The sequence below is a fragment of the Roseovarius sp. ZX-A-9 genome (genome assembly GCF_028369135.1).
In the GTDB taxonomy this organism is placed as follows: domain Bacteria; phylum Pseudomonadota; class Alphaproteobacteria; order Rhodobacterales; family Rhodobacteraceae; genus Roseovarius.
This window is the reverse complement of sequence record NZ_JAPWHW010000020.1, coordinates 69,752-83,504: the sequence shown is the minus strand read 5'-3', so window position 1 is coordinate 83,504 and position 13,753 is coordinate 69,752. Positions and strand designations below refer to the sequence as shown.

Sequence of the window (13,753 nt, the reverse complement as noted above, 5' to 3'; positions counted from 1 at the left end):
ATTTGTCATCCACCCGGATATAGGTGCCATAAGTGCCATCGTCCGACCCCATCGGCACGATGGTGACAAAGTCGCGACCGCTGACCGCACCGGTCCACGCGATCTTGACCTTGCTGCCCGCCAGCGCGGATTCGGGGCCGCTTACGGTCACTTCCGGCTCCGTGACCTCGATCGGCTGGGTCGCCATCGTCCGCCGACCTTCGTCCAGCAAATAGCGAAGCTCGTACATTCCGGGGTCTGCGGGCATCTGCAACACGCCGTCAGATTTGTCATTCACCCGGATATAGGTGCCATAAGTGCCATCATCCGCGCCCATCGGCACGATGGTGACAAAGTCGCGATCGCTGACCGCACCGGTCCACGCGATCTTGACCTTGCTGCCTGCCAGTGCGGTTTCGGGGCCGCTCACCGTTACTTCGGGTTCGGTGATCTCGATTGGCTGGGACGCTAGGGTCCGCCGGCCTTCTTCCAGCAGATAGCGCAACTCGTACATGCCGGGGTCTGCCGGCATCTGCAATTCGCCGCCAGATTTGTCATCGACCCGGATATAGGCCCCATAACTGCCGTCATCCGCGCCCATTGGCACGATGGTGACAAAGTCGCGATCATTGACTGCACCGGTCCATGCGATCTTGACCTTGCTGCCTGTCAGCGCGGTTTGCGGGCCGCTTACGGTCACTTCCGGCTCCAACAGCTCGATGGCGACGCTGCCCAGCGTCAGGCGGGTGGCCTGTTGCACGTACCGCACCTCGTAGAGGCCGGCATCGCCCAATGCCCGAAGCGCGGCCTTGGAATCGTCCTTCACGCGCACGTAATTGGTGTATGTGCCTTCCTCGGCCCCGGCAGGAACGATGGTGACGTAATCCTGCGGATCGGTGGTGCGGTCCCATGCAACGTCAAAGTCCGACCCGGCCAATGCCGTGGCGGGGGCCGTGAGCGTGATCTGCGGTGCCTGCGGTTCCGGTTCCGGCTCGGGTTCAGCCACGGGCTCCGGCGCTTCGGCCACCGTTTCGCCCAGCGTGCTCAGCGCCGCGCCAAGTTCGCTGGCGTTGTTGGCCTGAATATAGGTGCCGCCGGTTTCCTCTGCGATGCAGGCCAGCGACGCGGTGTCTTCGGCATTGCCAAGGCCAAAGCCCACCACATGCGCGGTAAACCCGACGCCGCCCTGTTTCAGTGCGCGCGCCAGCGCGCAGGGGTCGCGTTCGCAGCTTTCCAGCCCGTCCGAGATCAGCACCACGGTCGCGGGCCGGTCGGTATACGAAAGTTGCTTTGCCGCCATCTCGACCGCATCGGTCAGCGGGGTCTTGCCGGTAGGGGTGATACGGTTGATCTGGGCCAGGATGTCAGCCGCCGTGCCGGTTGCCGGCGCGATCAACGTCTCGATATCGGTGCAGTCGCCGCGCCGCCGGTGGCCGTAGGCCATCAAGCCGACACGTCGCGTCGTGGTCCATTCGCCCAGAAGGTTCTCCATCACGTCGCGCGCGATCTCGATCTTGGCGACGCCGTCGATCTGGCCCCACATCGAATTGGAGCCGTCAAAAACGACCATCACATCCTCGTCCGCGAACGCGGCAGGGGCGGCAAGGGTCAGGGCGGTGGCCAGTACGGCGGCAAATCTACTCATGGAAATCCTCACGTCGTAAATCAATTTGGCAAAGTGAACCATATTTCACGACGTTTATCTAGCACTCCGAGTGGTGCGTGGATGGCATCGGCTGCGCAGCGGTGCGATACTGGCTGGATACCGACGCAATACCGACGAGATACCGACAGGGGAAAACCGGCATGCAATGGCGCGAAGAGGGCATCTTGCTATCGGCCCGCAGCCACGGCGAGAGCGCCGCGATCATCGAGACATTCACGCCTTCTCATGGCCGCCATGCGGGTGTCGTGCGCGGCGGGGCGTCGCGGCGGCTGGCGCCGGTTCTGCAACCCGGCGCGCAGCTTGACTTGGTCTGGCGGGCGCGGCTGGAGGATCATATCGGTGCGTTCGTGGTCGAGCCGGTGCGCTCGCGCGCGGCGGCCTCTCTGGGGGACCGGATGGCGCTGGCCGGTCTCAACGCGGTAACGTCCTTGTTGTTGTTTTCATTGCCAGAACGCGAAGCCCACCCCAATCTTTACCGGCGGACAGAGGCGCTGCTCGATCTGCTGGGGCAGAGCGAGATCTGGCCCTTGGCCTACCTGCAATGGGAACTGGCGCTGCTCGAGGAACTGGGGTTTGGTCTCGATTTCAGTGGCTGTGCGGTGATGGGGGCGCAGGCCAACGACCTTAGCTATGTCTCGCCGCGCAGCGGGCGCGCCGTCTCGCGGGTGGGTGCGGGCGAATGGGCCGACCGGCTGCTGCCGCTGCCACCCTGCCTGCTGGGGCACGGCGACGCCCCCGACTCGGAGATTGCAGAGGGCTTCAGGACCACCGGCCATTTCCTGCGCAATCACCTCGCCCCGCAACTGGGCAACAGGCCCTTGCCCGAGGCGCGCCAGCGGTTCGTGGATCGCTTTGTCGCGCGTGTTGCGGGCTGATCCTCAGTCGCGGCGTACAAAGCCGATTTCAGGCTCGGACTCACCCGACAGGATCAGGGCATCCCCGGCGACCTCCACCAGCGTCGCGGTGCTCAGGATCGCCAGTGCCCGTGCTTCGGTCGCATCGGGGGAACAGCCGCGGGGCGTCTGCACCGGGTCGTCCAGCCGGAACCACGGATAAGGGGCCGTCTGGCGCGCGTCGAACCGTGTGCAGGGGCCATCCACCCGGACGCCACCACCCGTGTCGAGATGCAGCACGAACTCCGCCGATACAGGCGTGTCACCGATCCTGTCCAGATGCCAGTCACCGGCACCGCCATAGCCGGTCACGGTCTCGTCGGGTTGGCAGGCATGCAGCCACAGAAGCGCGGCGATGGCCCCGGCCAGACCCTTCACCGCAGCGCCAGCACCAGATCGACCAGAGTGCCCACCGCGTCGGTGTTCTGTGCCGGTTCGCTTGGCGCAATCGCTTCCATCCCCAGGCTGGCCCCATAGATGATACGGGGCATTTCAGGATTGCTGACACCGACGCTTTGCAGCAGTTGGCGGAGGTGTCCGATTCGCGTTTCGTCCACCCGTTCGATGGCTGCGGCGACAGCGGCATCCGACAGCGCCCAAGCGCGCATGGCGGGCTCGGTGGGGGCAGAATACGTTGCATCGCCGTCCGGTTTGCTGGTGATGATCTGGGCAAGCAGGCGCAAACGGCTCACATCATTCGGCGCGTTGGTCAGCGTTTCGTCGGCCTGCCGGATCGCATCGACCTCCCACTGCGCGACCAGTGCGGCCTGAAAGGTGGGAAGATCGGAAAAATGCCAGTAAAAAGAACCCTTTGTCGTGCCCAGGCGCCGCGCCAGAGGTTCGGCCGCGAGCGCCGCCGGCCCGTCCGATGCCAGCGCTTCGAGACCGGTTTGCAACCAGTCCGCGCGGGTAAGTCGATGTGATCGCTGCCTGTTCATGACCGAGTACCTAGAGCTGCATGCAGGATGCTTCAAGGTCAGGAGTGACAATTGGCGGAAAGGTCGCAGGCAATACATGCGGCCCATGCGATACGATGGCCTGTAGTGTTGCATTGCAGCATTTCGGCCAGCTTCGGGGTCGCATTCGGGTGGGCCTGTGATGTTGGGCGGGAAGGGATCAAACCGGCCTGTCATTGCACCGGCTTGCGCGTGATCGGGCACCGCGCTAGAAACTCTGGCAAGTTATCTGGTGGGTTAGCAATGTCACAAGAGGCGTGGATAAGCCGACCCACCATAGGGCGCTTTCCGACAGGCTTATCGAAAACAGCCTCTGGTGTCTGCCAGAGCGAGGCCCGAGCCGTCCTTCCTACCCTGAACCCAAGTGGTCTGCGATGAGCATCGGTGTTTTCGGGATCGTCCTGTTGGCCGCCTTGTTGCATGCAGGCTGGAATGCGCTGGTCAAAAGCGGGCTGGACAAGACCCGCAGCATGGCAGCGGTGGTGATCGGGCAGGGCGCTTTTGGCGGTCTGATCCTGTTCTTCGTCCCCGCCCCCGCGGCTGTCAGCTGGCCTTATCTGCTGATCGGCGTCGCCTTGCATCTGGGGTATCAGCTGTTTTTGATCGCGGCTTACAAGGTCGGCGACCTGACCCAAGTCTATCCCATTGCACGCGGCATCGCGCCGGTGCTGGTCACGGGCATCTCTGTCACGGTTCTGGGCATCAGCTTCGACATGCCGCAATTGCTGGCCGTGGGGCTGATCGTCTGCGGTATCATCAGTCTCGGCCTTGTGCGCCGCAGAGGTGGATCGCGCGGCGGGGCCGGAACGCTGCTTGCGTTGGTGACGGGCTGTTTCATCGCCGCTTACTCGCTCAATGACGGGCTGGGCGCGCGGCTGGCAGGCAGCCCGATGGGATTCTACGGCTGGATTGCGCTACTCAACGCTGTGGCCTTTGCTGCGTTGGTGCCGATCTGGGAACGCGCGGCGCTCAGCGCGCTGCCCCGGTCGGGCATGTTGATCGTGGTTGGCGGTGGCGCGTCCTTTGCGGCCTACGCTCTGGTCATCTACGCCTTTACCGAAGCGCCCATCGCGCTGGTGACGGCGCTGCGCGAGACCAGCATTATCTTTGCGCTGATGATCGGTGTGTTCAAGCTGAAGGAGCGGCTTGATCTGGCCAAGGTCCTGTCGACCTTCCTCACGTTGATCGGGGTCGCGTTGCTGCGATTGTCCAAGGGCTGAAGCGTTTCGTCTTTGAGCAGAACCATTGGTCAAAGGCGAAACGCTTTGGGACATCCTGATCAAACGACGGCTCCGACCCAACGCTATCCCGTCAATGGAACCCGCTGAAGGAGGTGGAACATGCCGTCCTCGTCCTCGCCCACAAGGCTGAGCGCGTCGATGATGAAGGGTGCGGGCAGGAGCGACTCCAGCACCGGGGCGAGCACGGCGCCGAGGGCTGCAGTCTGTCGCTTGGGAAGCTTGCCGCTGAGCGTGATGTGAAACCGAAAGGCATCCATCACATGCGGATAGCCCCAATCCAGCAAGTTCCGCTCTTGAGCAGGGCTCAGAGCGCCGGTGCGGTAGCGGTCGAGCGTTGCTTGGTCCGGCGGCGCGCGAAAATCGTCGAGGTCGCGCACGACGCTTGCGGCCAGATCGGTCAGCGGCGGGCAAGGAGACGTTGGGATCAATGCCAGGAACCGGCCAAGCGGGGCCAGTATCAGACCCGGCAGGCTGACAGGCGCGTGCGCGGCGCAGAATACGTTGAGGGCAGCGTGCAGGTGTTGCGCATCCGCGCCGGGTGCCAGCTTGAAGGGCGGCTTGAGCGTGGCGTGCAACCCGTATCGGCGCGGGCGTTCGGTGATCTGCGCCACCGGAGCGGGCAGCCCCGCCAGTGATGGATGCGGGACGGCGACACCCCGCGCCATGTCCCAGCCCAGCCATGCCGCGCCGAACCGCGCCAGCGCGCCTTCGGGTGGCGTGTAGTAGATGGCATAGCGTTGATACATGAGAATCCTTTCGCGATGCACCACCGGGGTCGCGCCGTTCTGCCACAGGACAGGGCGCGCGCCAATGCCGCCGGGCCCGGCGTAGCGGTGTCAGGCGTGCCCGCCCCCTTTGTCGCTTTGACAGGCTCTGCCGTGCCCCGCATAAAGACGGGGAAATGCCCGCAACACAGGTGCGCAAATGTCTGCCAAGATGCTCTTTGACCCGGCCCCGACACCCACAGTTCCGATCAGCGGTTCGGACGCACTATTCCCGGTGCGCCGCATATTTTGCGTCGGGCGCAACTATGCCGCGCACGCCGCCGAGATGGGCAATGAGGTCGACCGCGAGGCGCCGTTCTATTTTGCCAAATCGGCGCATGCGCTGGCCCTGTCAGGGACCGAGATCGCCTATCCCCCCGGCACGTCGGACTGCCATTACGAGATGGAATTCGTGATGGCCATCGGCGCCCCGGCGCATCAAGTGTCAGTCAAAGACGCCATGGCAGCGGTTTACGGCTATGCCTGCGGGATCGACCTGACCCGCCGCGATCTGCAGGCGGCCGCCAAGGAAAAACGCCGCCCGTGGGATTTGGGTAAGGATTTCGAGAACGCCGCGATCATGGCCCCGATCACGCCCGCAGCACGGTTCGGCAGCATTGCGGATCAGGCGATCATGCTGGAGATGGATGGCGCGCGCGTGCAGGACGCAACGCTGCGCGACATGATCTGGTCCGCGCCCGAGATCATCGCGCATCTGTCGCGTTTCTATCATCTGGCGCCGGGTGATCTGATCTATACCGGCACGCCTGCCGGGGTTGGCCCGGTGGCTCCCGGCGCGGCGCTGGAGGGGCATATCGACGGGTTGGCGCCCGTCTCGCTGCGCATCGCTGGCTGAGTGTAAGGCCCGCTGCCCCGCCGCTTGAAGGTTGCAAACGCGCGCGCATGCATGTGTAGTGCTTCCCAAGACGGGCCAGAGCCCGCTGTCCGGGGCCGCTCGTGCGCCCTCGGAGAAAAAGGGAGAACACCGCAATGAAACATTTTACTCGCGCCGCGCGCGCCGGAGCACTGACCGCCATTGCCGCCTGTTGGGCGACCTTTGCCGCAGCACAGGACGTCACGCTGAAAATGCACCAGTTCCTGCCGCCGCAGGCCAACGTGCCCAAGCTGATCCTCGAGCCCTGGGCCGAGCGCGTCATGGAGGCATCCGGCGGGCGCATCAAGATCGATCATTTCCCGTCGATGCAGCTGGGTGGCAAGCCGCCCGAGCTGGCCACTCAGGTGGTCGACGGGGTGGCAGACATCATCTGGACGGTGGCCGGCTATACGCCGGGCCGTTTCCCGCAGGCCGAGGTCTTTGAACTGCCGTTCATCATGACCAATGCCGAGGATACCAGCCGCGCTTTCTGGCAATTTGCCGAAGCGCACATGATGGACACCGATTTTGCCGAGATGAAGATACTCGGCGTCTGGGTGCATGGCCCCGGCGTGATCCACTCCAAGACCCCGGTGAATTCCATCGCCGACCTGAACGGCATGACTGTGCGCGGCCCGACACGGATCATCACCGGCATGCTGGCAGAGTTGGGCGCGACCCCCGTCGGCCTGCCCGTTCCCGCCGTCCCCGAGGCCCTGTCCAAGGGTGTGATCGATGCCACCGTGATCCCGTGGGAAGTGACCGCCGCGCTGAAAGTGCCCGAACTGGTCACCAATCACACGACTTTCGGCGATGAGGCGCTTTATACCACCGCCTTCATCTTTGCGATGAACAAGGCCAAGTATGAAAGCCTGCCCGACGATCTGAAAGCCGCCATTGACAGCCAGTCCGGCGCCGATTTCTCGGCCCTCGCAGGCAAGTTGATGGCCGAATCCGACGGGCCCGCGCGCAAGGCGGCAGAGGATCGCGGCAACACCATCATCGAGCTCACACCCGAACAGGTGGCAGAGTGGAAAGAGGCCGCTGGCCCGGTCGAGGCCAGCTGGATCGCCGATATGGACGCCAAGGGGTTTGATGGGCAGGCATTGGTCGATGAGGCCAAGGCGTTGATCGCAAAGAACTCCATGTGATCGAGCGGTGGGCCGGTACCATGCCGGCCCGCGCAATCAAGGACCTTCGTTGATGCACCGGATTGTCACCTTGATCGCCAGCGTGATGGCCGTGCTCGGCGGCGTAGTCCTGACCTTGCTCATCGCGCTTACTTGCCTGTCGATCCTCGGGCGGCTGGCCAACGGCCTGTTGCACGGCGCGGTCGATGCGGGGCTGTTCGCCACGATGGCGCAGCATCTTCTTGATGCCGGGATCGGCCCGGTTCTGGGCGCGTTCGAGATGGTGGAGGCGGGCGTTGCCTTTGCGATCTTTGCCTTTCTGCCGATCTGCCAGATCAGCGGCGGACACGCGACCGTGGACATATTCACCGCACGTCTTCCCGCCGGGTTCAACCGCGCCCTGCAGATCGTGATCGACGTGGTCTTTGCCCTTGTGCTGGCGCTCATCGCGTGGCGACTGTTCGAGGGGATGCTGGGCAAGATGCGCTATAACGAGACCACTTTCATGCTGCAGATGCCGGTTTGGTGGTCCTATCTGGCCAGCTTCTCCGCCGCTGTGCTGGCGGCTGCCGTCGCGGGCTACGTGGCGCTTGCCCGGTTGGTCGAGATGCTGACCGGGCGCCGGATACTGACCGCGCAGGACGGACCGAACGCATGAGCGATCTGGCGATCGGCATCACGTCCTTTCCTGTCCTGTTGGGGCTGATCTTTCTGCGAGTACCAATCGGGCTGGCAATGTTCCTAGTGGGGTTGGGGGGGCTCTACATGGTGACGGGGGGCATGAATGTCGGCCTGTCGAAGCTCAAGACCGAGACTTATTCGACCTTCTCGAACTACTCACTGACCATCGTGCCGATGTTCCTGCTGATGGGCCAGTTCGCCACACGGGGTGGCATGTCCACATCCCTTTTCAAGGCGGCAGAGGCGTGGCTGGGCCACCGCAAGGGCGGCGTTGCCATGGCATCGGTGGGGGCTTGCGCGGGGTTCGGTGCGATCTGTGGCAGTTCGCTGGCCACGGCAGCGACGATGGGGCAGGTCGCCTTGCCGGAGCTGCGGCGCTACGGCTATTCGGGGGGCTTTGCCTCGGCCACGCTGGCGGCGGGCGGCACGCTCGGCATCCTCATTCCGCCATCGGTGATCCTGGTGATCTACGCGATCCTGACCGAGCAGAACATCGCCAAGCTGTTTCTGGCGGCGTTCATTCCCGGCGTTCTGGCAGCCATAGGGTACATGATCACCATCGCCATCTATGTCCGCGTGAACCCGGGTGCGGCGGGGCTGCGTGACCCTATTCCCTATCCCGAACGCTGGCGTGCGCTGGTTGCGGTCTGGCCGGTGTTGCTGGTCTTTGCCCTAGTCGTGGGCGGCATCTATCGCGGCTGGTTCACCCCCACAGAAGGTGCTGCAGTGGGCGCGGCAGGCACCGGCATCATCGCGCTGCTGGGCGGGGGACTGAACTGGACCAGCCTGGTACAAAGCTTTCTGGAGACCGCGCGCAACAGCGGGATGATCTTTTTCATCATCTTCGGAGCGGCCTTCTACAACGGGTTTCTGGCGCTGACGCAGACGCCGCAATCGCTGGCCGAATACGTGCTGGCAACGGGTTACAGCCCCTGGATGATCCTATCGATCATCCTTGTGCTCTATCTGATTTTCGGCTGCGTGATGGATAGCCTGTCGATGATCCTGCTGACGATTCCGATCTTCTTTCCGATCATCAGCCAGCTTGATTTCGGCCTGACCCAAGAGGAGTTGGCGATCTGGTTCGGCATTCTGGCACTGATCGTGGTCGAGGTCGGGCTGATCACGCCGCCCGTGGGGATGAACCTGTTTGTCATCAACGCGATGGACCGCAGCACCCGGATGGTCGAGACCTACCGGGCGGTGCTGCCATTTGTTGCGTCGGACGTGGTCCGGGTGGTGATCCTCGTGGCATTTCCGGGGATCACGCTATGTCTGCTGCGGCTGTTTCCCTGATGGCGGATTGGCCCGTCGGTAGCGCGTCGGTGAAACGTCGGTATTGCGTCGGTGCCGGGCTGTTGCCCGGCAGCGCGATCAGTTCCGCCGGTCGAGCAGGCGCCGAGCGATGACTTGTGCCTGAATCTCTGCGGCGCCTTCAAAGATGTTGAGGATGCGCGCGTCGCACAGGATGCGGCTGATCTTGTATTCCAGCGCAAAGCCGTTGCCGCCGTGGATTTGCAGCGCGTTGTCCGCCGCCGCCCAGGCAACGCGGGCGCCCAGAAGCTTGGCCATGCCGGCCTCAAGATCGCAGCGGCGGCCCTGATCCTTTTCCCAGGCGCTGAAATAGGTCAGTTGCCGCGCGATCATGATCTCGACCGCCATCATCGCCAGCTTGCTGGAAACGCGCGGGAAGTTGATCAGCGATTTGCCGAACTGCTTGCGGTCTTGTGCATATTGCATGCCGATATCGAGCGCCGATTGCGCCACGCCGATGGCGCGGGCGGCGGTCTGGATGCGCGCGCTTTCGAAGGTCTCCATGAGCTGTTTGAAACCCTTGCCCTCTTCGCCGCCCAACAGGTTTTCGCCCTTCACATGGAAGTTGTCGAACGCCAGCTCGTATTCCTTCATGCCGCGATAGCCCAGCACCTCGATCTCGCTGCCTGACATGCCTTCGGTCGGGAAGGGGGCCGCGTCGGTGCCCGGCGTCTTTTCAGCCAGGAACATCGACAGGCCCCGGTGATCGGTCGTGTCTGGATCGGTGCGCGCGAGCAGCGTCATCACATGGGTGCGCGCGGCATGGGTGATCCATGTCTTGTTGCCGGTGACGCGGTAATCGTCGCCATCCTTGACCGCACGGGTGCGCAGGGCGCCCAGATCCGAGCCGGTATTGGGTTCAGTAAAGACCGCCGTGGGAAGGATTTCGGCGCTGGCCAGTTTGGGCAGCCAATGGGATTTCTGCGCGTCGGTGCCGCCGCACATGATCAGTTCGGCCGCGATTTCAGAGCGGGTGCCAAGGCTGCCCACACCGATATATCCACGGCTGAGCTCTTCGGAGACGACGACCATCGACGCTTTGCTGAGGCCCAGACCACCGAATTCCTCGGGGATGGTCAGGCCGAATACGCCCATTTCGGCCAGTTCCTCGATGATTTCCATCGGGATAAGCTCATCCTTGAGGTGCCAGTCATGGGCGTGCGGTTCGACTTTCTCGACCGCGTAGCGGCGGAACTGTTCGCGAATCATTTCCAACTCGTCGTCCAGACCGGTGCGCCCGACGGTGATCTCGGCGCTGCGTTCCTGCATCAAGGCCACAAGGCGGACGCGTGCGCTCTGGCTGTTGCCGCGCGCCATGAGCGTCTGCACCTCGTCGCACTGGAAGCCCGACAGCGCGTCCCAGCCCAGGCCCAGATCGGCCAGACGCACCACTTCGCCCTGGTTCATCGGGATGCCGCCGGCGATCTGGTGCAGGTATTCGCCGAACGCGATCTGGTGAATCAGCGCCTCGACCTCGCCGAACTGGCCGGACTCGGACAGGCGCTCGGCCCATTTCTGCATCTGGTGCAGTGCTTCGGCATAGGTGGCCAGCCATGCAAGGCCGTGGGCGGCACCCTGATGCGCCTCGAGCGCGGCACCTGATACGCGCCCGTCCTTGACGAGCAGCGTGCCGACCGCGTCCTTGGCCGCATTCAGCACCGCGTCGACCGCGGGCAAAGCCGCTGCGGTGAGCTGTGTCAGATTATCCAGAAGTGGGGCATTGGTCATCGCTGGATCCTGTCCGTCATGGGCCATGGGTTCGCTCCTTCGTTTGTCGCGCACTCTCCTAGCCACTTTGCAGGTGCAGCGCAACAATTTAACCCCTGTAGTATGGGTTTTGATTGTTTGTTGCGTGTGAAATTTTGCAGTGCAGCGTAATCCTGCGGTGATACACAGGCGGAATGGAGATCTTATCAGGCCCGGATGCGGCGTTCATATGGTGTTTTGCACTCGGCCTCACGTTGTTTGCCGGGGTGGTGAAGGGCGTTGTCGGCTTTGCCCTGCCGACGATCATGATTTCGGGGCTGGGCTCTGTCATGGCACCGGAACTGGCGCTGGCGGGGCTGATCCTGCCGACGGCGGTCGCCAATATCTGGCAGGCCCTGCGGCAGGGAATTGGCCCGGCCTGGCAATCGCTGCGACGGTTCCGGGTGTTTCTGGTGGCTGGAGGCGTGACGCTGGTGGTGGCGGCGCAGATGGTGCCGTTGCTGTCACACGCGGTGCTTTATCTGCTGATCGGGGTGCCGGTCACGCTTTATGCCGGTTCGATGCTTCTGGGGCGCAACCTGCGCCTGCCGCCCAATCCCGGCAAGAGGCTGGAGGCGGGGATCGGCATGCTGGCCGGTGCGATGGGCGGGCTGACCGGGGTCTGGGGCCCGCCGACGGTGGCGATGCTGACGGCGCTGGACACCGAGAAGCGCGAGCAGGTGCGCATCCAGGGCGTCATCTTTGGATTGGGGGCGATTCTGCTTGCCGCGGCACATGTCGGGTCGGGGGTGCTGCGGGCCGAGACCTTGCCCTTTTCGCTGGCGCTGCTGCCGCCGACGGTGCTGGGCATCTGGCTGGGGTTTTCGATCCAGGACCGGATCGATCAGCGGATGTTTCGCAAGGCGACGCTGATCGTGCTTCTGCTCGCGGGAATCAATCTGTTGCGGCGCGGGGTGCTGGCGGTTTGAGGGCGAGGCACGTCAGATTAACGCACCGAATCATGCGGATGTCCGGGGTGATTTGGGCAAAAGATGAAAGCGGTTACGCTAGGGAATGACGAAATTCGCACCCGAAACCGGGGCTTAGCGTCATATCTAAGCGAAAAACGACCGATGATGGCCCGCTTTCCGTTTTCGTTTTCAGCAATTATATCTATAGTCACGGGTGTGCTACCGGCGCCAATAAAACCAAGAAGACTCGGGGGACTAGCTCGATGATCCGATCAGAGCTCATACAAAAGATCGCAGATGAGAATCCACATCTCTATCAGCGTGATGTCGAGCGTATCGTGAACACCATCTTCAATGAAATCACCGATGCGATGGCCAATGGCAATCGTGTCGAATTGCGCGGCTTTGGCGCATTTTCAGTCAAGAAGCGGGATGCGCGGACGGGTCGCAACCCCCGCACCGGGGAATCGGTTTACGTCGAGGAGAAGCATGTGCCATTCTTCAAGACGGGCAAACTGCTCAGGGACCGACTGAACGGGAAGTAAACGATGCGCTATGTTCGCTACGCCAGTATCGCCATCTTTGCGGTGGCGCTGATCCTGATCGCGCTCGCTAACCGCGAAGTCGTGACCGTCAAGATGCTGCCGGACGAGATTGCGCGGCTCGCGGCGCTGACGCCGGCCTATGACGTGCCGCTCTTTGTCGTGATGTTTGGCGGGGTGCTGGCCGGGCTGGTGCTTGGGTTCATCTGGGAATGGATCCGCGAGGCGGGCGAACGGGCTGCCGCGGCACGGCAGGCGCGCGAATTGCAGCGGCTGCGGACCGAGGTCAAGCGGCTGAAGGGCGAAAAGCATCAGGGCAAGGACGAGGTGCTGGCGCTGCTGGATGGCGCTCGCTGAGCCTGACCATGACACGAGACATTCGAATCAAGATGTGCGGGCTGACCCGCCTGCCAGATGTTGCCGCCGCGGCAGACGCGGGCGCGGCCTATATCGGGCTGAACTTCTTTCCCAGATCACCGCGCTACCTTGAGATCGACGCCGCGCGGGAAATCGCGCAGGCGGTGCCTGAAGGGATCGCCAAGGTCGCGCTGACGGTCGACGCGGACGATGCGGTGCTTGATGCCCTGACGGCGCGGGTGCCGCTGGATATGCTGCAACTGCACGGGTCCGAGAGTGCCGCGCGGGTGACCGAGGTCAAGGCCCGCTATGGCCTGCCGGTGATGAAGGTCGTGGGCATAGCCGAAGCGGCCGATCTGGCGCAATTGGAGACCTATGGCCGGGTGGCCGATCAACTGCTGGTGGATGCCAAGCCGCCCAAGGGCGCGGACCGGCCCGGCGGCAATGCGGTGGCCTTTGACTGGGGGCTGATCGCCGGGCGGCGCTGGCCGGTGCCGTGGATGCTGGCGGGCGGTCTGACGCCGCAGAACGTGGCCGAGGCGGTGCGCGCGACGGGGGCACGGCAAGTCGATGTCGCGTCGGGGATCGAAACGGCACCGGGCGTGAAGGACGCAGGATTGATGCGCGCCTTTGTGCGGGCAGCGCAACAGTGACCGCTGCGGGCCTCGCAAAAGGGGTCCGGTTTCGCCCAGCGACGCG

At 63.6% G+C, this 13,753-nt stretch carries 15 protein-coding genes; 10 read left to right on the top strand and 5 right to left on the bottom strand.

Annotated elements, in window-relative coordinates; translation table 11 throughout:
• A partial coding sequence (locus O3306_RS18015; protein ID WP_272009885.1) for a vWA domain-containing protein occupies positions 1-1,624 on the bottom strand: 1,624 nt, incomplete at its 3' end.
• 161 nt (positions 1,625-1,785) lie between these two features.
• Between O3306_RS18015 and recO the strand changes: the two genes are divergently transcribed.
• Positions 1,786-2,520 (top strand): DNA repair protein RecO, encoded by a 735-nt coding sequence (gene recO, locus O3306_RS18010; RefSeq protein WP_272009883.1) that lies wholly within the window; start codon positions 1,786-1,788, stop codon positions 2,518-2,520.
• A 3-nt stretch (positions 2,521-2,523) separates the two neighbouring features.
• On the opposite strand, the gene O3306_RS18005 is transcribed toward recO, so the two are convergent.
• Positions 2,524-2,916 carry an META domain-containing protein gene (locus O3306_RS18005; RefSeq protein WP_272009881.1) on the bottom strand — a complete coding sequence of 131 codons (393 nt, stop codon included), beginning with the start codon at positions 2,914-2,916 and terminating at the stop codon, positions 2,524-2,526.
• A complete protein-coding gene (locus O3306_RS18000) occupies positions 2,913-3,476 on the bottom strand; it encodes a TetR/AcrR family transcriptional regulator (RefSeq protein WP_272009879.1) in 564 nt (187 codons plus the stop codon). The genes O3306_RS18005 and O3306_RS18000 overlap by 4 nt, the downstream gene beginning before the upstream one ends.
• 392 nt (positions 3,477-3,868) lie before the next feature.
• Here O3306_RS18000 and O3306_RS17995 point away from each other — a divergent pair, with 392 nt between their 5' ends.
• A complete protein-coding gene (locus O3306_RS17995; RefSeq protein ID WP_272009877.1) occupies positions 3,869-4,714 on the top strand; it encodes an EamA family transporter in 846 nt (281 codons plus the stop codon).
• 83 nt (positions 4,715-4,797) lie between these two features.
• Here O3306_RS17995 and O3306_RS17990 read toward each other — a convergent pair whose 3' ends face one another.
• Positions 4,798-5,481 (bottom strand): DUF1045 domain-containing protein, encoded by a 684-nt coding sequence (locus tag O3306_RS17990; RefSeq protein WP_272009875.1) that lies wholly within the window; start codon positions 5,479-5,481, stop codon positions 4,798-4,800.
• Between the two features lie 178 nt (positions 5,482-5,659).
• Here O3306_RS17990 and O3306_RS17985 point away from each other — a divergent pair, with 178 nt between their 5' ends.
• The 4 genes from O3306_RS17985 to O3306_RS17970 all read left to right on the top strand — a co-directional run bounded on the left by O3306_RS17985 (position 5,660) and on the right by O3306_RS17970 (position 9,480).
• Complete coding sequence (locus tag O3306_RS17985) at positions 5,660-6,355, top strand: fumarylacetoacetate hydrolase family protein (RefSeq protein ID WP_272009873.1); 696 nt, start codon at positions 5,660-5,662, stop codon at positions 6,353-6,355.
• A 134-nt stretch (positions 6,356-6,489) separates the two neighbouring features.
• Complete coding sequence (locus O3306_RS17980) at positions 6,490-7,524, top strand: TRAP transporter substrate-binding protein (RefSeq protein WP_272009871.1); 1,035 nt, start codon at positions 6,490-6,492, stop codon at positions 7,522-7,524.
• A 52-nt stretch (positions 7,525-7,576) separates the two neighbouring features.
• Complete coding sequence (locus tag O3306_RS17975; protein ID WP_272009868.1) at positions 7,577-8,161, top strand: TRAP transporter small permease; 585 nt, start codon at positions 7,577-7,579, stop codon at positions 8,159-8,161.
• Complete coding sequence (locus O3306_RS17970) at positions 8,158-9,480, top strand: TRAP transporter large permease (RefSeq protein ID WP_272009865.1); 1,323 nt, start codon at positions 8,158-8,160, stop codon at positions 9,478-9,480. The genes O3306_RS17975 and O3306_RS17970 overlap by 4 nt, the downstream gene beginning before the upstream one ends.
• 78 nt (positions 9,481-9,558) lie before the next feature.
• Here O3306_RS17970 and O3306_RS17965 read toward each other — a convergent pair whose 3' ends face one another.
• Positions 9,559-11,253: an acyl-CoA dehydrogenase family protein gene (locus O3306_RS17965; protein ID WP_272009863.1), complete on the bottom strand. Its 1,695-nt coding sequence runs from the start codon at positions 11,251-11,253 to the stop codon at positions 9,559-9,561.
• Positions 11,254-11,399: 146 nt separating this feature from the next.
• Between O3306_RS17965 and O3306_RS17960 the strand changes: the two genes are divergently transcribed.
• From O3306_RS17960 to O3306_RS17945, 4 genes are all read left to right on the top strand, one after another.
• Positions 11,400-12,173: a sulfite exporter TauE/SafE family protein gene (locus O3306_RS17960; RefSeq protein ID WP_272009861.1), complete on the top strand. Its 774-nt coding sequence runs from the start codon at positions 11,400-11,402 to the stop codon at positions 12,171-12,173.
• A 245-nt stretch (positions 12,174-12,418) separates the two neighbouring features.
• The gene (gene ihfB / locus O3306_RS17955) at positions 12,419-12,700 is read left to right on the top strand and encodes an integration host factor subunit beta (protein ID WP_121163503.1); all 282 of its coding nucleotides are present in this window, start codon (positions 12,419-12,421) and stop codon (positions 12,698-12,700) included.
• Between the two features lie 3 nt (positions 12,701-12,703).
• Positions 12,704-13,054, top strand: coding sequence for a DUF1049 domain-containing protein (locus tag O3306_RS17950; RefSeq protein ID WP_272009858.1), 351 nt, complete (start codon positions 12,704-12,706; stop codon positions 13,052-13,054).
• An 8-nt stretch (positions 13,055-13,062) separates the two neighbouring features.
• Entirely contained in the window at positions 13,063-13,707 is a 645-nt protein-coding gene (locus tag O3306_RS17945) for a phosphoribosylanthranilate isomerase (RefSeq protein WP_272009856.1), read from the top strand.
• Positions 13,708-13,753: the final 46 nt, after the last annotated feature.

Coding starts and splice junctions, on each gene's coding strand:
- recO (WP_272009883.1), top strand. CDS start 1,786: ATGCAATGGCGCGAAGAGGGCATCTTGCTATCGGCCCGCAGCCACGGC.
- O3306_RS18000 (WP_272009879.1), bottom strand. CDS start 3,476: ATGAACAGGCAGCGATCACATCGACTTACCCGCGCGGACTGGTTGCAA.
- O3306_RS17995 (WP_272009877.1), top strand. CDS start 3,869: ATGAGCATCGGTGTTTTCGGGATCGTCCTGTTGGCCGCCTTGTTGCAT.
- O3306_RS17990 (WP_272009875.1), bottom strand. CDS start 5,481: ATGTATCAACGCTATGCCATCTACTACACGCCACCCGAAGGCGCGCTG.
- O3306_RS17985 (WP_272009873.1), top strand. CDS start 5,660: ATGTCTGCCAAGATGCTCTTTGACCCGGCCCCGACACCCACAGTTCCG.
- O3306_RS17980 (WP_272009871.1), top strand. CDS start 6,490: ATGAAACATTTTACTCGCGCCGCGCGCGCCGGAGCACTGACCGCCATT.
- O3306_RS17975 (WP_272009868.1), top strand. CDS start 7,577: ATGCACCGGATTGTCACCTTGATCGCCAGCGTGATGGCCGTGCTCGGC.
- O3306_RS17970 (WP_272009865.1), top strand. CDS start 8,158: ATGAGCGATCTGGCGATCGGCATCACGTCCTTTCCTGTCCTGTTGGGG.
- O3306_RS17965 (WP_272009863.1), bottom strand. CDS start 11,253: ATGGCCCATGACGGACAGGATCCAGCGATGACCAATGCCCCACTTCTG.
- O3306_RS17960 (WP_272009861.1), top strand. CDS start 11,400: ATGGAGATCTTATCAGGCCCGGATGCGGCGTTCATATGGTGTTTTGCA.
- ihfB (WP_121163503.1), top strand. CDS start 12,419: ATGATCCGATCAGAGCTCATACAAAAGATCGCAGATGAGAATCCACAT.
- O3306_RS17950 (WP_272009858.1), top strand. CDS start 12,704: ATGCGCTATGTTCGCTACGCCAGTATCGCCATCTTTGCGGTGGCGCTG.
- O3306_RS17945 (WP_272009856.1), top strand. CDS start 13,063: ATGACACGAGACATTCGAATCAAGATGTGCGGGCTGACCCGCCTGCCA.